Origin of the sequence: Synechococcus sp. MIT S9452, from assembly GCF_047304245.1 — a bacterium.
GTDB lineage: Bacteria > Cyanobacteriota > Cyanobacteriia > PCC-6307 > Cyanobiaceae > RCC307.
In genome coordinates this window covers 1,401,191-1,426,119 of the sequence record NZ_CP138956.1, presented here as the reverse complement: position 1 = coordinate 1,426,119, position 24,929 = coordinate 1,401,191, and the positions used below count along the sequence as shown (strand labels likewise).

Sequence of the window (24,929 nt, the reverse complement as noted above, 5' to 3'; positions counted from 1 at the left end):
CCATGCCGCTGCAGCAACACTCGGCTCCCTATGCCCATTCGGTGTTCACCGCCGAAAACGGTGATCTGATTCGGGTGGTGCCCGAGCGCGGCGGATTGCTCACCGGCTGGCAGGTGCAGGGCCGCGAGATCGTCTATTTGGATTTGGAGCGCTTTCTCACTCCTGGCCAATCAGTGCGCGGTGGTGCGCCAATCCTGTTCCCGATCTGCGGCAATCTTCCTGGCGACAGCTTGCCTTTGCCAGGTGGCCGCACAGCCACGTTGAAGCAACACGGCTTTGCCCGCGACTTGCCCTGGCAGCTCAGTGCGTTGGCTGATGGGCAGGGCGTGCGCCTGGAGCTCAGCGATAGCGAACAGACCCGATCGGAATTCCCCTTTGAGTTTCTGCTGCAGCTGGATTATCGCTTGGCTCCTGGTGCCCTTGAGGTGTCGGTGACGCTGCACAACCGCAGCGACCAGGCTTTGCCCTTCAGCTTTGGACTGCACCCCTATTTCAACGTCAGCGGCCTGTCTGGCTTGAGCTTTGAGGGCATGCCGGAGCAGGGCTTTGATCACAAACCCATGGCTGCGGCCAACACCGCAAGCGTGCTCACCCAGCTGGATCAGGGCATCGATTTGCTGGTGCGGCCGACCGGGAATGTGGCTGTGGTGGATGCTGCGGCTGGCCAGAAGCTCACGATGGAGCTCAGCGATCCCTGGAACTTGGCGGTCTTTTGGACCGATCCTCCACGGTCGATGGTCTGCATGGAGCCCTGGACGGGGCCGCGCCAGAGCCTGATCAGTGGTGATCGCAAGCTTGAGCTGGCCCCTGGGGAACAGCGCAGCCTCTGCACCCGCTACGTGGTGAGCGCCGCTTGAACTCCCGGTAGGCGGCCGCGGCTGAGTTGCTGCAGCGGGTCGAACTGGCGTTTCACTGCCTCGATGATCGGACGCGCTGGAGCATTTCCCCAGGCCTGGATCTGTTGATCTGGGGGTGCCTGCAGCACCGTCAGGTAGCCCCCTAGGGATTCGCATTGCTGGCGCAGGTTTGCAACTTGGTGGCTGGCCGCTTGGCCGGTGGCCAGCCCGAGTCCGCTGGCGGCACCCAGCTGCAGTGTCCAGGGCTTGATGGCTGCCAGGCCAAGCAGGACATCAGAGCGTTGGGGTTCCACGCCAATCCGCAGCAGCCATGATCCCTGCTCAACCACTTCGGGGCTGGGTTCCCAGTCCTGGGCCTGCAGGTTGAGTTCCGAGGCCACGGAAGCCTTGAGCTGCTCTTGCTGCTGCTGCAAACCCTCAGGGTTGAGGCTCACCAGCGATAACCACAAACTGATCTCGCCTGCTTGATGCTTCCATTCCAGACGCTCTAGGGCCAGGGGGCTATGGAGCAAAAGCTCTTGGCGCAGTTGCTGCAGGGCAGGTAGAGAACCCTGCATGGCAAAGCACTTCCGGTGGCTCGGCAGCGGTTGGGTGCGCAGGGTGAGCTGGGTGATTAAGGCCAAGCTGCCCCAGCTGCCGGTGAGCAGGCGCATTAGGTCGTAGCCCGCTACGTTTTTCACTACTTGACCGCCGGCTCGGGCCGTTGTGCCATCGCTGCGCAGCAGGCTGATGCCGATCACTTGGTCTTTGAGCCCCATGGCCTTGTGGCGCAGTGGGCCACTGACGCCCCGTGCCACCACACCGCCGATGCTGCTGGGGCCAGCCAGTGGTGGATCGATGGGCAGCCACTGCCCTTGTTCAGCCAGCACGGCTTGAAGTTCGCCGAGCGCCATGCCGGCTTCCACCGTCACGGTGAAATCGCCGGTTGCATGCTCCAGCACTTGGTTGTGATGATGCAGGCTCAGGACTGAGCTTTGGAGTTGGGGTTGCGGGCCCCAGTGCAGATGGTTACCCAACCCGCTGGGGATCCAAGGGGAGGCCTGGCTGTGCAGTTCACGCACCAGCTCCACCAGCTCATGCCGTTCGGGCGTTAGGAGTGGAGCCTGATCCGGCATGCCAGGTAATGGCGAGCAGCCCCAAGATCATCGTCTTTGACGATGACCCCACTGGCTCGCAGACCCTGCGGGGTTGTCCTCTGTTGTTGGAGTTCAGCACGGCCAGCCTGCAGGCGGGCTTGACCGACCCCTCACCGCTGCTGTTTTTGTTGACCAACAGCCGTGCCTTGGAGCTCGAGCAGGTGCGGCAGCAGCTCACGGCCCTGTGCCAGCGCCTAAAGCCTTTGCTGGCGCAATTGGAGCGGCCTTGGCTGGTGGTGAGCCGCGGCGATTCCACCCTGCGCGGACACACGCCACTCGAGTTGGAAGTGATCCGCTCTGAACTAGGGCCGTTTGCCGCCAATTTGCTGGTGCCAGCGTTTCCGCAGGGTGGGCGCACCACCTCAGCAGGAGTGCACCTGTTGGATGGGAAGCCGCTGCATCACTCGGCGTTTGCCCTCGATCGCCGCTTTGGCTATCCCAGCAGCGATCTGCCCCAATGGCTTGAGCACAAAACAGCTGGAGCGATCCCGGCTGATTCTGTGACGCGGCTGAAGCCAGCCGATTCTTTGGCAGAGCTGAAGATGGGGCAGTGGGCTGTGCTCGATGCCAGCAGCCCCAATGATTTGGATGTAATCGGTGAGCAGGTGATCGCTGAGCTGGCTTTTGGGCGGAAGCATCTCTGCCAAAGCGCCGCCAGCTTGCTGAATGGCCTCAGTGGGATGCCGTCAGTGCCGCTAAAGCCCACGGAATTGCCGTCGATCGCTGCTCCTGGGTTGGTGCTGGTGGGCTCCCATGTGCCGCTGACCGATGCCCAGCTGGTGGATTTGCTTGAGCAGCCCGGCTGCTGCGGGGTGGAGTTCAGCCTGGATGAGCCCCAAGAGCTCTCTGCGCTCACAGCCCAGCTTCAGCAGTTGTTGAACACCGGCGTCACGCCCGTGCTGTTCAGCAGCCGCGGCGAACGGCCTGGCTACAGCCCAGCGAAGCAAAGGGAGTTGGCGCTGCAGATGGCCCAAGTGGTGATGGCCCTTGAGCCGCCCTTGGGGTACGTGATTGCCAAAGGCGGCACCACCAGCCTCACGTTTTTGCAGCAGGGATTGCAGTTACAGCAGGTGCGCCTTGTAGGTCAGTTGTTGCCGGGTTTGTCCCTAGTGCAGCCGTCTGTTTCTCACCCCCGCTTTGGCCGGCTGGCTGTGGTGACATTCCCCGGCAATTTGGGGGAGGCGAGCACCCTTAGACGTTGCTGGCAGTTGCTGGAAGCAGCCCGGCGCTGATGGCGAGCAGTTGCATCGGGTGCAGCACGGGCGGACCATCCGGGCCGAGATGCTGGCGAATCTGCAGGCTGCAGCCAATGTTGGCGCTGGCGATCAGCTGCGCTCCAGTGTCGGATAGATCAGCGGCTTTGAGCTGGCCCAGGGCAGCGGCTTCTTCGGGCTGCACCAGGTTGTAAATCCCCGCACTGCCGCAGCACACACCGGCTTCGGTGGCTTCTCGCAGTTGCAGCTCAGGGATGGCGCGCAGCAATTGCCGCGGTTGAGCGGCGATGCCCTGGCCGTGAATCATGTGGCAAGCATCGTGATAAGCCACCGCTTTCGGCAGGGGTTCAAGCCTGGCTTGGAACGCCTCGCTCAAGCCGATTTGGCTGAGAAACTCATGCACATCCAGAACAGGTGCTGAAAAGCCCGCTTCGCCGGGCAGAAGCTCCCCGTATTGCTTGAGGGTGTGGCCGCAACCGGAGGCTGCCACCAGCACGGCATCCAGGGGCTCCCCCTCGAACTGCTTCACTAAATCCCGGGCTAGATCGCGGGTTTGCTCGAGCTGCCCTTGGTGATGGCTGGCCGCGCCGCAGCAGCCTTGGCTAGCTGGCAGCACCACCTCCACACCATTGGCTTGCAGCACAGCGATGGTGGCGTGATTGACCGCTGGATCAAACACCCGCTGCACGCAGCCCAGCACCAAGCCCACCCGTGCACGCTGTTTGCCTGTCGCTGGTAGTACGCCTTGGGGGTCAGGGCCAAAGGCGCCTGGCGGTAGTGCCGGCAGGAGCTGCTCCATGGCAGCAACTTCCGGACCGAAAAGCTTTATCAGGCCGCTGAGGCGAGCCAGGCGTTGCAGCGGTCCACCGGCATAGAGCCGAAAAGGTTGCAGCAGAGCGCGGAGGCGTGGTGGGTAAGGGATCACACCCAGGAGCAAGCGCCTCAGTTGCTGCTGCCAGGGGCTCCTTAATTCGGCTTGGTTGAGCTGCGGTCGAACCTGTTCAATCAGCTGGTCGTAGCGCACCCCAGCAGGGCAAGCGCTGACGCAGGCAAAGCAGCCCAGGCAACTATCGAAATGGGGGGCCACGGCGGCATCGAGTTCCAGCTCACCGGCAGCGATAGCCTTGAGGGTGTGGATGCGCCCCCTGGGGGAGTCCATCTCTGTGCCGAGCACCCGGTAGCTGGCACAGGTCGGCAGGCAAAAACCGCAGTGCACGCAGGGGTCGCTAGCGGGCAATGAGTTGCTCATCAGTGCAGTCTGGCTTTTGAAGGCGCCTCATGGGAGACTGCGCGCCCCGGCTGGTATCTGGTGCGCATCCTCGGCCTCTCTGCCTACTACCACGACAGCGCAGCTGCTCTGGTGGTCGATGGTGTGGCTGCAGCAGCTGCTCAGGAGGAGCGCTTCAGCCGCAAAAAGCACGATTCCCGCTTCCCGCAGCATGCGGTGCGTTATTGCCTCGAAAGCCAAGGGCTGACCTTGCCTGATCTCGACGCGGTCATTTACTACGAAAAGCCGCTGCTCACTTTTGAGCGCTTGCTGGAGACCTATCTCGGCGCTGCACCCCGTGGAGGGCGTTCGTTTGTGGCGGCCATGCAGGTGTGGCTGAAGGAAAAGCTGTTCCTCAAAACCGAGCTCAAAAAACAGCTCAAGGCGGTGGCCGAATCGATGGGCTCAGAGGCTGAGCTTCCCGAGCTGCTGTTCAGTGAGCACCACCTCTCCCATGCAGGTGCTGCCTTCTACCCCAGCCCGTTTGAGTCCGCAGCTGTGCTCTGCATGGATGGGGTTGGTGAATGGGCCACCACCTCAGCCTGGCTAGGTGATGGCAGCAGCCTCAAGCCGCTTTGGGAAATCAACTTCCCCCACTCCTTAGGCCTGCTCTATTCGGCCTTTACCTATTACTGCGGTTTCAAGGTCAATTCCGGTGAATACAAATTGATGGGCTTGGCCCCTTATGGCGAGCCCAAGTACGTCGATCAGATCAAAGACCATCTGATTGATATCAAGCCCGATGGCACCTACCGGCTGGATCTGAGCTTCTTCAAGTTCCATCGCGGCTTCCGCATGACCGGCCGCAAGTTCCACAAGTTGTTCGGCAGGCCGCCGCGCAAAGGGGAAACCGAGCTCACCCAGTTCCACATGGATCTGGCCGCTTCAATCCAGGTGGTCACTGAAGAGATTGTGGTCAAGTTGGCCCGCAGCATTCAGCAGGAAACCGGTGCTCGCAATCTCTGCTTGAGCGGCGGTGTGGCCCTCAATTGCGTGGCCAATGGCAAGTTGCTGCGCGAAGGCATTTTTGATCAGGTTTGGATTCAACCAGCCAGTGGTGATGCAGGCTCAGCCCTTGGGGCTGCTTTGGTGGCTTGGCATCAGCACTTTGATAAGCCGCGCCAGGTGCAGAGCGGTGATGGCATGAAGGGCACCTATTTGGGCCCCCGCTTTGAGAACGCCGAAATTTGCTCCTATCTCGAGCAGATCAAGGCCCCCTTTTACGCCCTGGAAGATCCCCAGTTGTTTGAGCGTTTGGCTGAACTGCTGGATCAGGGCAAGGTGATCGGTTGGTTTAACGGCGCCATGGAATTCGGACCCCGTTCACTGGGCGGGCGCTCAATCATTGGCGATCCACGCAATCAGCAGATGCAGAGCGTGATGAATTTGAAGATCAAATATCGCGAGAGCTTCCGCCCCTTTGCTCCTTCGGTGTTGGAAGAAGAGGTGAGCAATCAGTTTGAGCTGACCAGCAAGAGCCCTTACATGCTTCTGGTGGCGCCCGTGAAAGAGACCCTCTGCAAACCGATGACGGCTGAGCAGGAGAAGCTGTTTGGCATCGACAAGCTCAACATCGCTCGCTCGGAGCTTCCGGCAATCACCCATGTGGACTACTCCGCCCGGGTTCAGACCGTGAGCCCCAGAACTAACCCCCGTTACTACAACCTGATCAAGAGTTTTCAGCGCCGCACGGGCTGCCCCACGGTGGTGAACACCTCCTTCAACGTGCGCGGTGAGCCCATCGTTTGCACGCCGCAGGATGCTTACCGCTGCTTCATGCGCACCGAGATGGATGTATTGGTGCTGGAAAATCAGCTGCTGCTCAAGGAAGAGCAGCCCGTGGAAGAGCGTGATGAGCGCTGGATGCAGGAATTCGAACTCGATTGATCACCATGACCACCTCGCCCACCACCAAGCAGCTCCGAGAGTTCGGCCTGCTGCTCGCCATAGTCTTCCCGCTGCTGTTGGGATGGCTTCTGCCAGCCCTCAGGGGCCATGGCTTCCATGCCTGGACCCTATGGATTGCGATTCCAGCACTGAGTTTGGGTTTAATCGCTCCGCGCACCCTGCGGCAGCCCTACCAGTGGTGGATGGCCTTGGGCCATGCCCTGGGGTGGTTTAACAGCCACATCATTCTTGGGGCAGTGTTTTTGCTGGTGTTGCAACCCATCGCATTCGTGATGCGCCTGACGGGCTATGACCCCCTGCGGCGGCGTACCCAGCAACTGACCACCTACCGGGAAAAACGCCACACAGCTGGTATTAATCTGACTCGCATCTTTTAAAGCCTAACGGCAGTTGTTCTCGTATGGATGCCTTTCTCGATCTGACCAAAGATGTCTGGGATTTTTTGCGGGTCCGCAAGAAGTATTGGCTAGCCCCATTAATTATCACCATCGTATTAATGGGCGCATTGATTGTTTTCACCCAGGGTTCTGTTGTGGCGCCCTTTATCTATTCCATTTTTTAATTCTATGAAGCTCCATCTAAGGGGTGTGTTGATTACTGTCTGCACATCCCTGATGGCGCTTGTTTTTCTTGAACTTGCTTATCGAGGCTATTCTTTTATTTCAAAAAGGCAAAAGCTGTATCAACAAGACTCCTTAACGGGGTGGTCTCCACGCCCTAATGTTTCTTATTCAAAAACCCTTGTTTCCTCAAAGGGAAGATCCTATGAAGGTAGATACACTACCGATAAGCATGGATTGCGGTTTTCGCCCAAAAATTTGAGCGTTAAGGATTCGAAGGCTAATAAAAAACTTTTAGTCATTGGTGATTCATTTACTGGTGATTTTTATAGTTCAGATTCAGAGGCATGGTTTGCTTATATAGCAAAGGAGTTGCCTCTGGACGTGTATGCATACGGGATGGGAGGCTCAGGTACTTTTCAACAGCACCTTGCATTCCAAAGGCTTTATCCAATTATTGAGCCCGACATTCTACTCATCCAAGTTTGTTCCAACGACCCTCAAAATGACTCATATTTGCATAGCTATAATTCAATAGTCAAAAACCAAGATCTCCGCAGGCCTTATTATTATCGAGGCCAAAAGGTTTATAGAAATGGAGTCTTGGAGTCCTCGTACCGAGCTTTGTATGACTACTCTGATTTATTTAAGAGGTTTGATTTAATTCATCAATTGAATCAATTTTCGCGAACTCAATCTTATTCGATAAGGCCCACCAGTCAAGAAGAGCTCAATGAGCAGATCTCTAACTGGAAGCATATATATAGGAAGTATGTTGCTTCTGCGCGTGATCTAGGAGTTAAAGACGTCTGGTCTGTTAGTTGTAATTCTGGAGAGGATGCCAGCTTATTTCACTCCGCATGGCTTGATGAATCAAGTGATCTTGGAGTGAAAACCTTTACCTCTTTTGCGTCTTCTATCTCTGATGCTAAAGAGTCTGGTCAGGATGTTTTTTTCGCGGATGGAGGTCATCTATCCGACATTGGCAATCAAATTGCCGGTCAAGCTCTCGCGCAAGAGATTATTCAATATCAAAAATAAAAAACTGACCAAATAGCAATCAGTTATTTGGATGCCTGCGATGTAATTTGGCTAAGCATTTGGCTTGTGCATTTGTAGATTTTATTGGATCCACGCTCGTTTTGATGGCCATCTTTTTCGTAATAGTCTTCGCTATTTAGATCGCATTTAGTGACATGACCATTAGGCAATAAATTGTTTGCAACATTAAGAACTTTTTTGCTGATAGGGGATATCTGACCTGTCGCAGCTTCATTGCGCTCGGGAATCCAAACCAGTCCAACATTTTCTTTGCCGTACAAATCAATGTGATCTCTGAAATGAGCTAGGCCGTGGCCTACAGCCTGCTTGAGATCTTTTTGATATTGAGTTGGAGGTTTCCCATCAAAACAAGGGTTGCCAATGACACTTGATATTTGCCGTATCAGCTCGCTTTTACCGCAAAGTCCATAACGAAGACGTTTATCCAAGGTTCTGTGGCGCTTGTTGATTAAGCTTGATGCTCGATCAGTGAGCTCCTCTTCAGATTGCTCGTTCCCTGCAATCGACTGATAATAGTGTTTACGGCATTTCTTAGAGTCACTTAAACATTGAAGGTCCTGGTCATTCCACCCACCCCGATTGAGTCGAGCAAAATCTTGTCCAATAACAACATAAATGGCTTTTTTTATATTCATTTTTTCCGATAGATTTTTACTGATTTGATCCCAGCGACCAATCCCTGTTCCTTGATACCCAAAATTGAGTAGTTGAGTATCAGAGCTTTGAGGGTTTGTTTCCCAGTCGTTCTCTAAATTGTAAAACCATGGGGTTGTTGCCTGGGGCTCAGTGAAGGAATCCCCAAAGACTGCGATTGATTTTTTTGTTGGGTTGAAATCTCGTGATTGTACTAATCCAATGTTGTTGGTGGTCGACCAAATCGAATATTCTGCTTTAGGTTTTTGGCCGGGATAGCCATAAAAAACATGCCAGTTGATGGCCGAGTTGGGCTTGTACCACTGGGCTGATGTGCCATCGGCAAAAGTTTTGTTGGTGTTTACTCCCTCGCTGACAAACATATAACGATGCTTCCATTCGTAGTAGTTTTTTGGAAGTCCTCTTGCGACAAATTCAGCCAAGCCGAAGCAGACAGCGCTAACCGTTAGCAGCAGAATGGCTGATTTACATCCGCTTCTCTTGCCGGAGCGTGTTGCTTGATCAGGTCGTTTCATCTCGTTCATGAACGTAGGAAAATATTATTCTTTGTTCATTTTCTCCAGTGATTGGCTAACGCATTTATATATTTTGCGCGAGCCCTCTTCGTTCTGATGGCCATCTTTCTCGTGGTAATCGTTTGGGCCCAACTCGCAAAGGATGATATTTTCTTTTGGGATATGATTCCCTGCAAAGCGAATTAATTTTCGGCTGAGTGGAGATTTGTTCCCAGTTGCAGCTTCATTTCTTTCTGGTATCCAAACCAAGTGCACATTCTCTTTTCCGTATAGCTCGATGTGCTTTTTAAAAAAGTAAAATCCCGTTCCCATCTGCTGCTGGAGTGAGGTCTGATATTCAGTAGGGGGGCTCTTGTAGCAGGGCTTGCCTGTCAGGCTAGATACTTGTCTGAGCAGTTCGCTTGACCCGCAAAGCGCAAACGTTATACGGTCATTCAATTGATGATGTCTACCTGCGATTTCTTGGCTTGCTCTTGTCCTGAGTGTTTTAGTGGATTGATCATTCCCTAAGATTGGTTGGTAATACAAACCAGGGCAGCTTTTTGTTGTGTCAAAGCAATCCAAGTCTCCTTCGCTCCAGCCGCTTTGGTTTAGTCGTGCAAAATCTTGAGAGATGGCTACGTAAACAGCTTTTTTTATTTTGTAATCATCTTTCAGATTGTTTGTAATTTGGTCCCATCGGCCTATTCCTGTGCCTTGATACCCAAAGTTTAAGAGTTGAAAGTTGCTGTTTGGAGAAATGCTATTCCAATGATTTTCCAGTGAGTAAAACCAAGGGTTTGTCGCTTGAGGCTCTGTAAAGGAGTCACCAAAGATGGCTATGGATTCCTTCGCTGGTTCAAAATTCCTGGATTGTATAAGTCCAATATCGTTGCTGGTAAGCCAGACTGAGTATTCTAACTTTGGTTTATGGAATGGGTAGCCATAGAAGACGGTCCAGTTGATTGCTTTGTTTGGCTTATACCATTGGGTTGTGCTTCCGTCTTTTAGGGTTTTATTTGTGATGACTCCTTCGCTTAAAAACATATAGCGATGTTGCCATTCATAGTAATTTTTGGGTAATAATCTTGAGGCTAATTCTGCCCCGGCTAGGCACAACGTTGCTACCCCAAATCCCAGAAGCCATGAATATCGTCGTCTTGTCATCAGAAATGTTCGATGACAGCATCAGCAAAGCCTGAGCAGCTCAGTGGATCCACGGGTGGCTCCATCAAGCGGGCCAAGTCATAGGTCACTTTCTGGTCTTCGATCGCGCCGCTGAGTCCTTTGGTGATTAGATCAGCCGCTTCTTGCCAGCCCATGAATTCCAGCATCATTACGCCGCTGAGAATCACTGAGCCGGGGTTGATCTTGTCGAGGCCCGCGTGCTTGGGAGCGGTGCCGTGGGTGGCCTCGAAAATGGCTGCCTTATCTCCGATATTGGCGCCTGGTGCCATGCCCAAGCCGCCTACAACAGCAGCGGCTGCATCGGAGATGTAGTCGCCATTGAGGTTCAACGTTGCCAGGATCGAATACTCCTGAGGGCGGGTCTGAATTTGCTGGAAGATGCTGTCGGCGATTCGGTCGTCGATCAGCACCATCTCTTTCCAGCGACCGGCTCCATGGCTGGCGCCGATGCTGCTGAGCACGCCATCCACCTCAGCATCGATCGCGGCTTGTTTTTCAGGCGTGAGGTTGTCGTAGCCCGGTTCAATCAGCCGTGAGTTGTCTGATATTGAAAGGTTTGGATTGCGGTCTTTGTTGTCGAGAATCCAGCTTTCGCGTTCGGTCACGCAATCAGCGCGGAATTCCGTGGTGGCGAGCTCATAGCCCCAGTCTCTAAATGCACCCTCGGTGAATTTCATGATGTTGCCCTTGTGAACCAAGGTCACATGTCGCTGTTTGCCTTGCAGGCGCAGCGCGTGCTGGATGGCACGGCGCACATGGCGTTGCGTCCCCTCTTTGCTCACCGGCTTGATGCCAATCCCTGAGCCAGCGCGGATGGTTTTGTTGCCCAGCTTCGGGGTGGCGGGGATCACTGTTTCATTCAGGTGCCTCAGTAGTTCTTGCCCCACAGGGTCATCGGCGGCCCACTCAATACCGATGTAGATGTCTTCGGTGTTTTCCCGATAGACCACAACATCAAGGTCCTGGGGCCGCTTGTGGGGGCTTGGCGTTCCGCTGTAGTAGCGGCAAGGCCGCACGCAGGAATACAGATCAAAGATCTGGCGCAGTGCCACGTTCAGCGAGCGGATCCCACCACCGATGGGGGTGGTGAGCGGTCCTTTGATCGCGACGCCGTATTGCTCGATTGCCGTCAGGGTGTCCTGGGGCAGGTACTGATAGGTGCCGTAGAGGTCGCAGGCCTCATCGCCGGCATAGACCTTGAACCACTCGATTGCTTTGCTGCCGCCGTAGGCCTTGGCCACAGCGGCATCGATCACTCTCTGGGTTGCAGGCCAGATATCCACCCCGGTGCCATCGCCGCGGATAAACGGAACGATCGGGTTGTCGGGCACCACCGGTTGGCCGTTTTCAAAGCGGATGACGCCGCCGCTTGTTGGAGGTGTGAGCTTCTCGTAACGAACCATGGGATGCGCAAGCCGGAGGTTGTCGGCATCGTGAGCCTAGAGATCGACCTGCGCTGTCATGAATGCCGCTGAGCAGGCCCGCAGCGTTGAATTGGCTCAGTTGATTGCTTCGGCGCTCAATCAGTTCAGGCAGCGCTTCCCCGAGCTGAAGCCCAATTTGCGGCCTTGGCGTGATGACCCGCAAACACGCGCCTTTGCTGAAGGCAGCTCATTGGATCTGGCCTTTCATCTACCCGGCTGGAGCCCCCGCTGGCAATGCCGCAGCCTCCTGGTTCAGCTCCGGCTGGCTGATGCCGAGCAGCCACGCCTGATGGGGATGCTGATCAGTGGCATGACCTTTCAAGGTGAGCAGTGGCGTCTGGCGACTGTGGGGCCTTGGACTGTGAGCGGTGAACGCGTGCCTGATGAAGCGATTTGCGACCAGCTTGAGCAGGTGTGCCGCGACCTGGTTGCACCGCTGCCGTAACCCTTCGCAACCAGATTGCACCTGATCCCAGTGATGGCACTTACGTTGGACAACTGTTAACCGCGTCTGGCCCCATGGCTGTTGCCCTCGCTGCCCAGCTCCGTGAAGGGACAAAGAAATCCCACACGATGGCGGAGAACACCGGCTTTGTGAGCTGCTTCCTCAAGGGAGTGGTCGACAAGCTGAGCTACCGGAAGTTGGTGGCTGACCTCTATTTCGTATACGAGGCGATGGAGGAAGAAATGCACCGCCTCAAAGACCACCCAGTGCTGGCCCCGATTGCTTTTGAGCAACTCGACCGCCGTCAGGCCCTTGAGGAAGATCTCACTTTCTACTTCGGTGCCGACTGGCGCAACCAAGTGGAAATCTCGCCGGCGGCCAAGGAATATGTCGCCCGCATTCGCGAAGTGGCTCAGAGCTCTCCTGAGCTGCTGGTGGGTCACCACTACACCCGCTACTTGGGTGACCTCTCCGGTGGTCAGATCCTCAAGACCATTGCTCAAAAGGCGATGAACAACCCCACCGATGACGGGCTGCACTTCTATGTGTTCCCTCAGATCGAGGATGAGAAAGCCTTTAAGACCACCTATCGCACAGCGATGGATGAGTTACCGATCGATCAACCGATGGCTGATCGCATCGTGGAAGAGGCCAACCATGCGTTCCACCTCAACATGAGGATGTTCCAGGAGTTGGAAGGCAATCTGGTCGCAGCCATCGGCAAGGTTCTGTTTGGCTTCCTGACCCGTCGTCAGCGGACCGGCAGTACCGAGGAGCCTGTGGCTGCTTGAGGTGAGTCAACGCCCTTTGCGTTTTTTGGTCCCCGGTACCGGGGACCTTTTCCGTTGCGGGGGCCTGTCAGTTGAGCTGCAGAGCGCCCGTCTTTGCGAGGGGTTAGCCCCCAGAGTTGAACTGGTGACCTACCGGCGCCGGGAGTCAGGGAGGTTGTTCCTGCTTGATCTGCTGAAGCAGGAACAATCGCCTGGTGAGGCCCTTTGGATCGTGAGTTGGGGATTTCATGTGCCCCAACTCCTGCGGAAGTTGAGGAGCAGGCCAGTGGCTTATCACGCCCACAGCAGCTGCTATGGCTTTGATTTGCCCGCTGGCGTGCCCGTGTTGGCGGTGAGCCGCAACACCCTCGGCTATTGGGGCGATCGTGCACCCAGATCACCGCTGCAATGGGTGCCCAATGCCATCGATTCAGGCTTTGGCGGTGGCAGCGGTGAGCGTCCCATTGATGTTCTCGTGCAGGCCCGTAAGAGCAGCGCTTATGTGCGTAACCGGCTGCTGCCAGCCCTTCGGCAGAGGGGCTTGATGGTGGAATTGCAGCAGGGCTGGGTGGACGATCTCAGTGATTTGTTCCGCAGCGCCAAGGTGGTGCTCTACGACTCGGCCGATCATTGGCGCAGGGCCGGGGTAAGTGAAGGCTTTGGTCTGCCGCCGATTGAAGCGTTGGCCTGTGGTTGCGTGGTCTTCAGCAGCTTCAACCACGCTTTGGCCGACACCTTGGATCCAGGTCATCTGGGGTGGCAGATCGGCCGCGGCACGCTCAGCGCCGATCTGGATCGCATCACAGCGGCAGCACGTTCACCTCAGCAGTGGCTGCCAAAGCAAAAAATGCTGCAGCGTTTGCTGGCCAGCCACAGCGAATCCGCGGTTCGCCAGCGATGGCGTGAGGCCTTGGAGGTGGTGAATGACCATTGGGATCGTGTTTTGGGTGGTGAGCAGCCGCTTAGTGCCATTGCCCCTTGGCGTTTGCGCTGGGGCCGGCGGTTCAGCCGGTTGCGCCGCCGCAGCTGAGTTGCCGTGCCGGCCATAGGGTGGGCTCGTGGCAAAAGCATCTGTTCAAGACAAGGGTTTCCGGGCATGGTTCAGCCGCCGCAGCAAAACGGTGGATCTGCTGCTGCGCTTGTTAAGCCACTTGCCGCAGCAACGTCGGCGCAGTCTTTGGCGTTTGCTTCCCTTTTCTGTCTTGCCGGGTTTACTTGACCTGGCGCTGGTGGCCGTTGGTGCCCGCATGGTGGGCTCGTTGGTGGGTTCACGCCTGGCTGATCAGATCCCAGGCATCAAGGTTTTTGGTGGCAACCAGTTCGATCAGAGCCTCTGGTTGGTCGCACTGTTTATTGGTTTGGCATGGTGCGCTTCGTTATCCAAGTTGTTTCTGCAGCTCTTTCAGGAGCGCGTGACCGCACGTATTTGGCGTGATCTATCCAACCAAATTCACGAAAGGGTCCTGCGTCAGGGCTATGGCTATCACCTCACAAGAAGTACAGCTGAACTCACAACACTGATTCTCTCCAATGTGCGTCAGGCGGCGAGCGGTGTGATTAGCCCGTCGTTGCGGATGGTGAGCGCCACCGTTTCGATTTTGTTGTTGTCCTTTGGCATTCTCTGGATTGGACGATTCCCTGGTTTTCTCCTGCTGATCACCGTGGTGCTCTGCTATTTGGGGCTCTCAACAACAGTCACGCCATACTTGCGCCACTCTCGTAAGCAAAATCTTCGTTTGGAGGTTCGATCAACGCATCTGCTGTTGGAATCATTGGGTTCCGTTCGAGATATCACTCTGACTGGAACTGAGCAGCATTTTCAAAATAGTTTTAGTCGCACAGGCGAACGTGCTCGTCATTATGCACTTCGCTCTGTTTTGCTCCCCATCCTTCCGAGGCAACTCATTGAGCCTTTGGGGATCACTCTTATCTTCGCAATTGGTGCGATTCCTGCGCTTTTGCAGGGGGATCCGCGTCAGGTGCTTGGAATTCTTCCATTTCTTTCGGCCTTGGCCATCGCAGCTCAGCGGTTAACGCCGCCTTTGCAGCAGCTTTTCCACTCGCTCACTGAATTGCGAGGTGGTCTACCCCAAGTGAGTCATGCGGTTGATTTGCTTGAACTTCCGATGGAGCGATTCACGCTTCGCTGTGAAGGAGTTCCAACACCCGCAGGTGTTCTTCCAAATCACACGATTCGTTTGAGAGATGCCTGGTATCGCTACCCGAACAGTGATGAGTGGGTTCTCAAAGGCATCAATCTCACAGTGCCAATGGGTTCGCGCATCGCGCTGGTCGGTAAAACAGGTTGTGGGAAATCCACAATTGCTCATTTATTGCTTGGCTTATTGCAGCCTGAGCTCGGAGAATTTGAGCTTGATGGGAATCCACTGACTCCTCAAGAACTCCCTGCATGGCAAGCCAATTGCGCCATGGTTCCTCAGAATATTCAGCTATTGGATTCGAGCGTCAGGGCCAATGTTGCCTTTGGTATTGATGATGAACTGGTTGATGATGACCGGATTTGGGAATCTCTAGAGGCTGCACAGCTGGCCGATTATGTTGCCGATTTGCCCTTTGGGCTGCTCACTCAAATTGGAGAAAATGGTCATCAGCTTTCCGGCGGTCAACGCCAGCGCTTAGCGTTAGCTCGTGCTTTTTACAGGGGGGCTAATGTTCTGGTGTTAGATGAAGCCACTAGCGCTCTCGATAACCGCACTGAGTCTGAGGTGATTAACGCACTTGAAGTGGTTGGTCGACGTTGCACCATGATTGTGATCGCTCACCGCCTGAGCACAATTGCCCGCTGTGATCGCATCTATGAGATTGAAAGTGGTCAAGTCAAAGCTTCTGGATCTTTTGAAGAGTTGCAAGATCGTTCAACAACTTTTCAAGATCTGGCTCATTTGGAGCGTTTGGCTGCCTCTCCGCGCGACTGAGCAGAGTCGTTGTTGGGAGTTTTTGCTTGAGCAGCAGTATTGATTCTCTGCGGACAAAATTTTGGTTTTGATAACTGCTTCCCAGTGAAAATCTTGGGTTTCAGAATCAGAACCATGTCATCAACTGCTTGGCCAGTCTTTTTCCAATGTTTCCAGATTGAGAGCTTGGCTTTCACCGTTTTGTAGATCCTTGAGTTGAAGCACGCCACGCTCGGCTTCTTCCTCTCCAATCAAGACGGCCCAACGCGCACCACTTTTGCCGGCGCGTTTCAGCTGCTTTCCAAAGCCTGAACCGCTGAGGTCCAGCTCAACAGATTGATTCATTTTTCGCAGACGACGTGCCACTTGGACGGCCAAGGCTTCGGCGGTTTTCCCTTGGCTCACCACAACGGCATTGGGTGTGTTGCTGAGTCCTATTCCTTCGCCGAGCAGCAGCATTAGTCGCTCCAGACCCATGGCCCAGCCGATACAGCCGGTGGCTGGTCCACCAAGCTGCTCAACCAGGCCGTCGTAGCGGCCTCCTCCACAGACAGTGGCCTGTGCGCCAAGCGCATCGCTGGTGATTTCAAAAGCCGTGTGGCCGTAGTAGTCGAGCCCCCGCACCAGCCGTGGATTGCAGACAAAGGGAATGCCAAGAGCGGATAGCCCACTTTTGACCTGCTCATAGCGGTTGCGGCTGTCTTCACTAAGCGCCTGCTCCAAGTTCGGTGCCTCTTGGAGCAGCTCCTGTGTCTGAGGGTTTTTGGAATCAAGGATGCGCAGCGGGTTGGTGCTGAGTCGCTGTTGGGAATCGGGATCCAGTTGGTCTTGGCGTTGTTCAAGCCACCCCACCAGTGCGCTGCGATAGGCCTGCCGGTCTTCACGGCTGCCAAGAGAGTTGAGCTCCAGCTGCAGTTGGCCAAGCCCCAAGGCATCAAGGAGATCCCAGGCGATCGCGATTGCCTCGACGTCGCTGCGTGGGTCAGAGAACCCAAGGCATTCCAGCCCGATTTGGTGGAACTGGCGCTGGCGGCCGCCTTGGGGCCGCTCATAGCGAAACATCGCTCCGCTGTACCAAAGCTTCTGTGGACCCTGGCTTAACAGGCCATGCTGGATTGCAGCCCTTACAACGCTGGCGGTGCCTTCAGGGCGCAGGGTGCAGAAGCGATCGCCCCGATCGCTGAAGCTATACATCTCTTTGCCCACCACATCGGTGCCTTCCCCGATGCCGCGGGCGAACAACTCGGTGGCCTCAAGCAGAGGTGTGCGTATTTCGCTTACGCAGGCGCGGCGGAAGTGGTTGCGTGCTGTGGCTTCAAGCCATTGCCAGCGCGCTGTTGCCTCAGGCAGCAGATCCACCATGCCCCGCAGGGTCTGCAGCTGTTCCAAGGCTTCATGCACCGCTGACGCGCCACATCCTGCCTCTCCGCGCAGAATGAGCCATTAATGCTGTGATTGCCGCGATGGCATCCCTGCTGATCACAGGCGGTGCTGGCTTCATTGGCAGCCACACGCTGCTGGTGCTGCTGGACGCTGGCCACGAGCTGGTGGTGCTCGACAACTTTGCCAACAGTTCCCCCATCGCCTTGGATCGGGTTTTGGAATTGGCGTCCCTTGATGCCGCCGGCCGTTTGCACCGTGTCGAGGGCGATGTGCGCTCGGCAGCGGATTTGGACCGGGCTTTCACTGCGCCTGCTGCTCCGATCACAGGTGTTGTGCATTTCGCCGGCCGCAAAGCAGTGCGGGAGTCAGTGGAGAACCCACTGCTGTATTGGGATGTGAATCTGGGAGGAACACGGGCGCTGGCGGAGGCGATGGGCCGCCATGGTTGTGATCTGGTGGTGTTCAGCAGCACAGCCACGGTCTACGGCGAGCCGGATGTGTTTCCGCTCACTGAATCGATGCCAACGCCGCCCGTGCATCCCTACGCCCAAACAAAGCTGGCTGCTGAGCAGATGTTGGCGGCTCTTGTGCAGAGCCAGGGCTGGAGGGTGGCATCGCTGCGTTACTTCAATCCCGTCGGGGCCCATCCCAGTGGTCGCATTGGCGAAGACCCCACTGGAATTCCCAACAACCTCTTCCCGTACATCACCCAGGTCGCGGCCGGGCGATTGGAGCTGCTACGGGTGTTTGGGGATGACTACCCCACCCGCGATGGCAGCGGAGAGCGCGACTACATCCACGTGATGGATTTGGCTGAGGCCCATGCGGTCACCCTCGATCACCTTTTGCAGCAGCAGGGGCCAACCCAGATCACGCTCAACCTCGGAACCGGGGAGGCGCGTTCGGTCTTGGAGGTGGTGCAGGCTTTTGAGCAGGCCAACGGCATCCCCATTCCCTATGAGGTTTTGCCACGGCGTGCCGGTGATGTGCCCAAGTTGGAGGCGTCGCCAGAGTCTGCAGCCCAGGTGTTGGGTTGGCGCGCTAGACGCACCTTGGAAGAGATGTGCCGTGACGGCTGGGCTTGGCAACATTCCAATCCCAACGGGTACAGGTGAGCCAGCTGCTGCTTGCTGGTGGTGGCCATACCCATGCGCTTCTGCTGCGGCGTTGGGCGATGCACCCTTCCAGTCGTCCAGCCGCTGAGGCCATCACACTGGTGAGTGCCGGTTCCACCAGCCTTTATTCAGGCTTGATTCCTGCTGCGCTGCAGGGTGCACTGCCTATCGATGATTGCGCCATCGATCTGCGGGAGCTTTGCCGAAGGTCTGCCGTGGGGTTTGTGCAAGCCCGCATCATCGGTTTGGACGTGCAGTCCCGCGAATTACGGCTTGAGGGAGAAAGGCCAGCGCTTCGTTTTGATTGGCTCAGCCTCAACCTTGGCGCCACTGTCCAGTGTCCAGATCAAGCCGATTGCTTGCCGATCAAGCCACTGGAGCCAGTGTTGAAGGCGCTGGCCAAGCTGTCTCCCGGTGATCGCGTGCGCGTTGTCGGAAGCGGCGCAGCGGCAGTGGAGGTGAGTCTGGCCTTGGCTGCCCGCGGCTTGCTGGTGCAGTTGGTGGCACGGGAACGGCAGCGGATCTTTTGGGGCCGGTTTGAAGCCGTTCTGCGGGCGGTTTCGGTCCAGATCGTGCAGGCGCCTCAGGGCTCAGTGAGGTTGGAGCTGCATTGCACGGGGAGTCGTGGTCACCGCTGGCTGGCCTCAGCTGGATTGCCAGTGGATGGTCATGGACGGGTGCTCACCCAGTCCACCCTTCGCAGCCTGGGCAATGAGCGCATTTTTGCCGTGGGTGATTGCGCTGTGGTGTCCAACCAACCGCGCCCGGCGAGTGGTGTTTGGGCTGTGCGGGCTGCCCCAGTACTGGCTCGCAATTTGAAACGTGCTCTGGGGGGTGAATCTCTGCGGTCTTGGCATCCTCAACGCCGAGCCTTGCAGTTGCTTGGCGATGGCCGTAGCGGCGCTTGGGCTCTTTGGGGGACTTGGGGCATCGGACCTAGCCGGTGGTTATGGCACTGGAAACAGCTCTTGGATCAGCGCTTCATGGCCATGCTGCATCCAGCGGCGATGACACCTGCTGAACCGATGCTCTGTTGCGGCTGCGCCGCAAAGTTGCCGGAGCAACCGCTGATGGCTGCTCTGACGAGGCTCCAGGGGGGGCGGCCGCCACTGGCTGAGGACGCGGCCAGCTTCGTAACACCTGGCCAGCTGGATCCGTGGTGGCAGAGCGTGGATGGTTTTCCAGCCTTGGTGGCCGATCCTTGGCTGAATGGACGGCTCACCGCTTTGCATGCCTGCTCAGATCTTTGGGCTTGCGGTGTGCCTGTTGCCCACGCCCAAGCACTGGTCACCATGCCCCAGGCAGCGAGCAACCAGCAGGAGGACCTCTTGTTGCAGACCTTGGCGGGCGTGCGCTCAGTTCTGCAGCCCCAAGGGGCTGCACTGATTGGTGGACACACCCTGCAGTCGCGTGAGCCAGCGGATCTCCTGAGGCCCCTCAGCGTGCAGCTCAGCTTGGCGCTGGTGATCAATGGCCGTCAGCACGAGAGTCAAACCACGTGGGGCAAGGGACCTTTGCACGCTGGTGATGCCTTGCTGCTTACGCGCGGGATCGGTTCTGGCGTGTTGTTTGCAGCTGCCATGGCCGGTGCTGCGGCTCCTGGGTGGATCGATGCGGCCTTGACTCAGATGCAGCGTTCCCAGGCACCGCTTCTCCCTGTGCTGCATCAGCACGGTTGCCATGCCTGCACTGACATCACTGGTTTTGGATTGCTGGGCCATCTCAACGAGATGCTGGAGGCCTCTGCTGCTGGCTTGCAGGTGGTTTTGGATGCTGAGGCCGTGCCGGCTTTTTCTGGCGCCCTTGAGCTGCTGGCTCAGGGTTGGCGCAGCAGCTTGGCTCCGGCGAATGGGGGAGCCCTGCAGCGTTGGCCGCGCTTGCAGGGTGTGAGGGCCGAATTGTTCGTGGATCCCCAGACCTGTGGCCCCCTCTTGGTGGCTTTGCCCCAGGAGCAGGCTGGTGCCTGTGTTCAAAGCCTGGAGCGTCTGGGGTGGCTTGATGCAACGGTGATTGGTCGCGTTCAGCAGGAGGGGGGGTGATGGCTGCGCGAGTGTTCTGGCTTCTCTTGGCGTTGCTTTGGGGGTTGAGCACCCTCTGGGACCGCCTTTGGCTGAGCTGGGATCAGCGTCTGCCCTCTTGGGATCAGGCCGACTATCTCAATAGCGCCATGGACCATGGACGCGCCTTGGGCCTGCTCCCAGGAGGCGGCTGGGAAGGCTGGCAAGCCTTGCTGGATCACTCCCCCAAGATTCCTCCGCTGGCGTCCTTGGTGAATGGCACGGTGCTGGCGATGGCCGGTGATCATCCTGATCAAGCTGCTTGGAGCCTCAGCCTTTGGTTTGCTGTGTTGCTTGTGGGGGTAGCGCTGTGGGGTCGCCAGCTCGGCGGGCCGGCCCTGGGTTTGCTGGCAGCTCTGCTGTGTGTGTTGGCCCCAGGGCTCGCTGAGTGGCGCGTCGACTATGTCCTGGAAATTCCACTGTGCGCTGGCTGCGTTTGGGCGTTGTGGTTGCTGGGGCGGTGGCTGCGCCCTGGAGGAGCGAGTTGGTCAGCAGCGTTTGTGGCCGCTCTGGCTATCGCTGCCGCCTTGCTGATCAAACAGAGTGCCCTGTTGCTCTTGCTTGGCCCCGCTCTTTGGGCTGCTTGGGTGGGCTGCCGGGAGCGGAGCCGGCGCCTGCAATTGTTGGCAGCCCTTGCCTTTGTGCTGGCTCTTGTTGCCCCATGGCTGGGTCACAACCTCATCACGGTGATTGGGGGCACCAACCGCGCCACCCTCGAATCAGCCGCCCGTGAGGGTGATCCGACGGCTCTGACCTTGGCTGGATGGCTTTGGTACCCAAGCCGTCTGCCTCAGTTGATCGGCACTGTGCCGTTGGTTGTCGGCCTGGCTGGGGGGTTGTTGGCGCTGTGGAAAAGAAGCCGTCCGCGTTGGGATTGGTGCTGGCTGTGGGGTGTGGTGCTGAGTGGCTGGTTGTTCACCACTTTGAGCCCCAATAAAGACCTTCGTTATTTGGGCCCGCTGTTGCCATTTCTGGCGCTTCTGCTGGCTCGCGGATGGTTGCTGCTTTGCCAAGCCCTGCAACCGGCGTTGCGTTGGCCCTTGCTGGGTTTGGGGGTGGTCTTGACGGCCGGATTCAGTCTCCAGGCCAGGCAGCAGGCACTGCTGGGGCCTGCTGCCTTCCCCCAGCCTCTGGAAGACATCGTTACCTTCATTCAGGGTGATGACCCTGGCCGTCGGCGCACCGTGATCGTGGTCCCGAGCCGGCCCCAACTCAATCAGCACAGCGTTAGTTATTTCGGCCGCCGTGATGGGGGCGGGTTAGTGGGCCGTCAGCTCGGCAGCAGCCGCAACGACATTGCCCCCGCCTTGGAGCAAGCCGAGTTGGTGGTGCTGGCAACGGGTGCTCAGGGCTCGGTGCGCCGCAGCGCTGCCAAGTTCAGTGATGCCATTCGCAGCAGTGGTGTTTTTGCCCTTCGGCAGGAGTGGCCGCGGCCTGAGGGCGGCACCTATGAGCTTTGGGAGCGCCGTGGTTCCGCAGTGAAACCCGTGCCGTTTGATCAGCGTTTCCCCGCTCTGGCTGCAGGATTGGGAGCAGGTCCGGCAGGCCTTGATCCTGTATTCAGCGCTGTTGCCACAGAGCATCAGCTGGATGGCCACCGGCTGTATCAACAGAGGGTGCGGCAGCAGGCATTGGCCCGTTTGCAGAGCGATCCAGATGATCAGGAAGCGCTTTGGAGTCTGGGCTTGTTGGCTGTGTTGCAAAACCGGCCGCTGCAGGCGGATCAGTGGTTTGCGCGTTTGCAGCAGCTCGAGCCAAATAGCCCTTGGCCTGCGGCCTATCGGGCTGTCGTGCTGACGGCAGCAGGCCGGCTTTGGTCAGCGGCGGCTGTGGCTAATAGCGCCAACCAGCGCACTCCCTCAGCTGTGCTGGTGGGCTTGGCTGATCTCAGTGGCGTGATGGGTGCCCAGCTCTGGCGCTTGCCATCGGCGCTCAAGAGCATTCCTGCCGCGGTTGCGGTGGTGGAGCAGCAGCTCAGCCAGCCGGAATCAGGGCGCTGAGCTTGTCGCGGAAATCGCCCTTGGGCATGCCGCCTTTGAGCTCGCCATGGATTACAAACTCACCCTCGGGGTCACTAACGATCAGATAGGTGGGCCAGCCCATCCCTTCTTTGTTGGGGTATTGGGCCATCAGCACCTTGCGGTATTTCCGGTAGGTCTCGGTGTCTTGAAGCATCACACTGACGAAGCCAAGCCCAAGCTCTTCGGCCACCTTGCCGTCGTAGTGGCTCATGCGATGGCAGGTGCCACAGTCTTCTGAGCTGAACTTGAGAACGGTGGGCACGGTGTTGCCTCTGGTAGTGGTGAGCGTTGCTTATCACAGCCAGAGCCCTCTGACGAGCCTTGCTGCCGATCTTGGTCGTCAGTCTCAGCGCCTGCAGCTTTGGCTGGTGGTGGACAACGCGCCTCAATCAGCGCCGCTCGATCCTGTTCCGTTGCAAGAGGTTCTCGGGGAGGTGCCTCTGCGCTTGCTCCAAGGTCAGGAAGGTGCTGGCTTTGCTGCGGGTTGCAACGCTGCCTTTGAGCATCTGGAGCATCAAGGTCATCGCGGTTGGATTTGGCTGCTCAACCCCGACATTCGCTTGCCTGAGGGGGATGAGCTGGATCGCTTGCAGATTTGGGTGCAAGACCAAGATCTGCGTTCGGTCGCGGGAACAGCCGTTCGCGATGATTTTGGGCAGCTAGAGGCCAGCGCGGGCTGGATTGACCCAGGCCTCAATTTCCGTCGTCGTCGCATCCAAGCAAGCCAGGTTGATTCGTCCTTAGCTCCACTGGCTGTGGATTGGCTCAGTGGCTGCAGCTTGATTCTTTGTCCAACAGCCCACCAGCCACAAGCTCGGTTTGATCCGGCCTATCCGCTGTATTACGAAGATCTGGATCTCAGCCGCCGGTTGGCAGCCAGCGGTGCTCCTTTGTTGTGGTTACCCGCGCCGGAATTGGGGCATCAGCGCGGAGAAGGCAGCCGCACACCTTCCAGCCGGCGCTTACACCTGTCCACCCGCAGCTATTGCCGCTACCTCCATCAGCACTGTGCTCGTTGGGTTCTAGTTGTGCGGTTACTGCGTTTGATACTCACAGCCCTGCTGCGGTTGCCTCTTCAACCAAGGCGCGGTTGGGCCGTGTTGAGTGGCATCAGGGTTGCTGGTTGAGCGCAATTGAGCGCTGCCGGCGTAGCTCCTCGCCCAGAGCTGGCCCGCTGGACCAGCCCCCTCTCAGGAGTTCTTGGGCGCTGATAGGGCTCTGAATTAAGCGCCAGCGCCATAGCCAGCGGAGTAGGGGGCGCCGCCAGGGAGTGAAGTTGGGCCCGACCAGCAGAAGCATCAAGATGGGTTGGTTAGCCACTCCTCTGCTTTCAAGCTGATGGGTCCACTGGCTTGGGCTCCACTCCAACCCTGCTGGCAGCTGTTGCAGCCATTGGCGCATCTCCAGGCTCTTCTCTAAGTGGTTTTGCAGCCCCTGCGGCAACTGCAGCCGTTCCCCTAAATAGGCAATCTCGTTGTTTGCTTCTGGAGCCAGGAGCAGCAGCCCCAGCAACTGCAGTGATCCGACAGGTACAGGTACGGAAGTCTTGCTCTGCAATGCCCTCCCCCATTGGCAGAGATGTTGCAGCCAGGCCAGGCCACCAGCAGGCAGCAGTTTCCACTGGGGAACCAGTAATTCCAGTCCCCCCCATTGCTGCAGCAATTTCACAGCTGTTGGCCAGCAAGGTTCTGCAAACAGCAGCTCCAATTCCATCCGCAGGCGAGCGGCCAAGGCCGGAGCATCCAGAGGCCATGGCCACTGATGGAGCACTGCTTTTGCTTGTGTTGCAGAGTCTGGTGAGAGGGTCAGGTTGAGCCTGGCTCCGTATCTCACCCCTCGTACGAGCCGTGTTGGGTCATCGCTAAGGCTGCTGGGATGCAAAAGCTCCAGTTGGCGTGTTTCCAGAGCTCTAGCCCCATGGAAGGGGTCCAATAAGGGCTGCCCCTGCGCTGGAAGCCGTTGGGCAATCGCATTGAGGCTGAAGTCTCTGCGGTGCAGATCGTCCTCAAGGGACCCCAGGCTCACGCAAGGGTGGGCGCCGGGGAAGGCGTAATGCTCAACGCGTGCTGAGCTGAGATCGCACAGCAATGGTCCAGTTGGGGTGAGCAGCTGCAGCTGGGCTGTGCCGAAGGCCTCAAAGCCTTGGCTGTTCTGCAGCACGAACCCCTTGGGCAGGCTGCTGGCCTTCTCCACAGCAGCCTTCAGTTCGAGCGCCGGCCAGGCCCTGGAACCTTCCACAACAAGATCTAGATCCTTGCTGGGTTGGCTAAAGCCCAAAAGCTGGTCGCGCACAGCTCCTCCCACAAGGCTGAGTCGCAGCCCTTGCTGAGTTGCAAGCTGCTCCAACCACTTCAACCAGAGATCGCTGCTGCTCAAGGGGGAGCGTGGGTACTGGCTTGCGGACTTAATGTGCCGCCACTTCTAGGCGGCTGTGAACCCTTCTCTGCAGGATCCCTCGG

At 57.4% G+C, this 24,929-nt stretch carries 22 protein-coding genes; 14 read left to right on the top strand and 8 right to left on the bottom strand.

Annotated features, from left to right (window positions below; translation table 11 throughout):
- Positions 1 to 2: 2 nt before the first annotated feature.
- Complete coding sequence (locus tag SIB46_RS07570) at positions 3 to 857, top strand: galactose mutarotase (RefSeq protein WP_413295560.1); 855 nt, start codon at positions 3 to 5, stop codon at positions 855 to 857.
- Here SIB46_RS07570 and SIB46_RS07565 read toward each other — a convergent pair.
- A complete protein-coding gene (locus SIB46_RS07565) occupies positions 836 to 1,972 on the bottom strand; it encodes an FAD-binding oxidoreductase (RefSeq protein ID WP_413295559.1) in 1,137 nt (378 codons plus the stop codon). The genes SIB46_RS07570 and SIB46_RS07565 overlap by 22 nt on opposite strands.
- 8 nt (positions 1,973 to 1,980) lie before the next feature.
- Here SIB46_RS07565 and SIB46_RS07560 point away from each other — a divergent pair, with 8 nt between their 5' ends.
- The gene (locus SIB46_RS07560) at positions 1,981 to 3,225 is read left to right on the top strand and encodes a four-carbon acid sugar kinase family protein (protein WP_413295558.1); all 1,245 of its coding nucleotides are present in this window, start codon (positions 1,981 to 1,983) and stop codon (positions 3,223 to 3,225) included.
- Here the strand turns inward: SIB46_RS07560 and SIB46_RS07555 are convergent.
- Positions 3,185 to 4,456 carry a (Fe-S)-binding protein gene (locus tag SIB46_RS07555; protein WP_413295557.1) on the bottom strand — a complete coding sequence of 424 codons (1,272 nt, stop codon included), beginning with the start codon at positions 4,454 to 4,456 and terminating at the stop codon, positions 3,185 to 3,187. The genes SIB46_RS07560 and SIB46_RS07555 overlap by 41 nt on opposite strands.
- A gap of 57 nt (positions 4,457 to 4,513) precedes the next feature.
- Between SIB46_RS07555 and SIB46_RS07550 the strand changes: the two genes are divergently transcribed.
- The 4 genes from SIB46_RS07550 to SIB46_RS07535 are packed head-to-tail and all read left to right on the top strand — an operon-like array spanning position 4,514 to position 7,983.
- The gene (locus SIB46_RS07550; protein ID WP_413297737.1) at positions 4,514 to 6,361 is read left to right on the top strand and encodes a carbamoyltransferase; all 1,848 of its coding nucleotides are present in this window, start codon (positions 4,514 to 4,516) and stop codon (positions 6,359 to 6,361) included.
- 5 nt (positions 6,362 to 6,366) lie between these two features.
- Positions 6,367 to 6,759, top strand: a complete 393-nt coding sequence (locus tag SIB46_RS07545; protein WP_413295556.1) for an SxtJ family membrane protein — start codon at positions 6,367 to 6,369, stop codon at positions 6,757 to 6,759.
- 23 nt (positions 6,760 to 6,782) lie between these two features.
- Complete coding sequence (locus SIB46_RS07540; RefSeq protein WP_413295555.1) at positions 6,783 to 6,944, top strand: DUF5989 family protein; 162 nt, start codon at positions 6,783 to 6,785, stop codon at positions 6,942 to 6,944.
- Positions 6,945 to 6,996: 52 nt separating this feature from the next.
- Positions 6,997 to 7,983 carry an SGNH/GDSL hydrolase family protein gene (locus SIB46_RS07535; protein ID WP_413295554.1) on the top strand — a complete coding sequence of 329 codons (987 nt, stop codon included), beginning with the start codon at positions 6,997 to 6,999 and terminating at the stop codon, positions 7,981 to 7,983.
- A 23-nt stretch (positions 7,984 to 8,006) separates the two neighbouring features.
- Here SIB46_RS07535 and SIB46_RS07530 read toward each other — a convergent pair whose 3' ends face one another.
- The 3 genes from SIB46_RS07530 to SIB46_RS07520 form a co-directional block, all read right to left on the bottom strand.
- Positions 8,007 to 9,182 (bottom strand): hypothetical protein, encoded by a 1,176-nt coding sequence (locus tag SIB46_RS07530; RefSeq protein WP_413295553.1) that lies wholly within the window; start codon positions 9,180 to 9,182, stop codon positions 8,007 to 8,009.
- A gap of 15 nt (positions 9,183 to 9,197) precedes the next feature.
- Positions 9,198 to 10,199, bottom strand: a complete 1,002-nt coding sequence (locus SIB46_RS07525) for a hypothetical protein (protein ID WP_413295552.1) — start codon at positions 10,197 to 10,199, stop codon at positions 9,198 to 9,200.
- Between the two features lie 119 nt (positions 10,200 to 10,318).
- On the bottom strand, positions 10,319 to 11,743 hold the full coding sequence (locus SIB46_RS07520) for an NADP-dependent isocitrate dehydrogenase (protein ID WP_413295551.1): 1,425 nt from the start codon (positions 11,741 to 11,743) through the stop codon (positions 10,319 to 10,321).
- A gap of 58 nt (positions 11,744 to 11,801) precedes the next feature.
- Between SIB46_RS07520 and SIB46_RS07515 the strand changes: the two genes are divergently transcribed.
- From SIB46_RS07515 to SIB46_RS07500, 4 genes are all read left to right on the top strand, one after another.
- Complete coding sequence (locus tag SIB46_RS07515; protein WP_413295550.1) at positions 11,802 to 12,209, top strand: hypothetical protein; 408 nt, start codon at positions 11,802 to 11,804, stop codon at positions 12,207 to 12,209.
- A 74-nt stretch (positions 12,210 to 12,283) separates the two neighbouring features.
- Positions 12,284 to 13,000, top strand: a complete 717-nt coding sequence (locus tag SIB46_RS07510) for a heme oxygenase (biliverdin-producing) (protein ID WP_413295549.1) — start codon at positions 12,284 to 12,286, stop codon at positions 12,998 to 13,000.
- Positions 13,001 to 13,016: 16 nt separating this feature from the next.
- Positions 13,017 to 14,009, top strand: a complete 993-nt coding sequence (locus SIB46_RS07505) for a glycosyltransferase (protein ID WP_413297736.1) — start codon at positions 13,017 to 13,019, stop codon at positions 14,007 to 14,009.
- Between the two features lie 28 nt (positions 14,010 to 14,037).
- A complete protein-coding gene (locus SIB46_RS07500; protein WP_413295548.1) occupies positions 14,038 to 15,915 on the top strand; it encodes an ABC transporter ATP-binding protein in 1,878 nt (625 codons plus the stop codon).
- A gap of 120 nt (positions 15,916 to 16,035) precedes the next feature.
- On the opposite strand, the gene hisS is transcribed toward SIB46_RS07500, so the two are convergent.
- Positions 16,036 to 17,283: a histidine--tRNA ligase gene (gene hisS, locus SIB46_RS07495; protein WP_413295547.1), complete on the bottom strand. Its 1,248-nt coding sequence runs from the start codon at positions 17,281 to 17,283 to the stop codon at positions 16,036 to 16,038.
- Positions 17,284 to 17,357: 74 nt separating this feature from the next.
- Here hisS and galE point away from each other — a divergent pair, with 74 nt between their 5' ends.
- The 3 genes from galE to SIB46_RS07480 are packed head-to-tail and all read left to right on the top strand — an operon-like array spanning position 17,358 to position 22,449.
- Complete coding sequence (galE, locus tag SIB46_RS07490; RefSeq protein WP_413295546.1) at positions 17,358 to 18,392, top strand: UDP-glucose 4-epimerase GalE; 1,035 nt, start codon at positions 17,358 to 17,360, stop codon at positions 18,390 to 18,392.
- Entirely contained in the window at positions 18,389 to 20,431 is a 2,043-nt protein-coding gene (gene selD, locus SIB46_RS07485; RefSeq protein ID WP_413295545.1) for a selenide, water dikinase SelD, read from the top strand. Before galE ends, selD begins: the two co-directional genes overlap by 4 nt.
- A complete protein-coding gene (locus tag SIB46_RS07480; RefSeq protein WP_413295544.1) occupies positions 20,431 to 22,449 on the top strand; it encodes a tetratricopeptide repeat protein in 2,019 nt (672 codons plus the stop codon). Before selD ends, SIB46_RS07480 begins: the two co-directional genes overlap by 1 nt.
- Here SIB46_RS07480 and SIB46_RS07475 read toward each other — a convergent pair.
- Entirely contained in the window at positions 22,424 to 22,681 is a 258-nt protein-coding gene (locus SIB46_RS07475; protein ID WP_413297735.1) for a hypothetical protein, read from the bottom strand. The two genes, SIB46_RS07480 and SIB46_RS07475, sit on opposite strands and share 26 nt — an antisense overlap.
- A gap of 43 nt (positions 22,682 to 22,724) precedes the next feature.
- Here SIB46_RS07475 and SIB46_RS07470 point away from each other — a divergent pair, with 43 nt between their 5' ends.
- Positions 22,725 to 23,597: a glycosyltransferase family 2 protein gene (locus SIB46_RS07470; RefSeq protein WP_413295543.1), complete on the top strand. Its 873-nt coding sequence runs from the start codon at positions 22,725 to 22,727 to the stop codon at positions 23,595 to 23,597.
- Here the strand turns inward: SIB46_RS07470 and SIB46_RS07465 are convergent.
- Positions 23,581 to 24,846 (bottom strand): CCA tRNA nucleotidyltransferase, encoded by a 1,266-nt coding sequence (locus SIB46_RS07465; RefSeq protein WP_413295542.1) that lies wholly within the window; start codon positions 24,844 to 24,846, stop codon positions 23,581 to 23,583. The two genes, SIB46_RS07470 and SIB46_RS07465, sit on opposite strands and share 17 nt — an antisense overlap.
- Between the last annotated feature and the right edge of the window lie 83 nt (positions 24,847 to 24,929).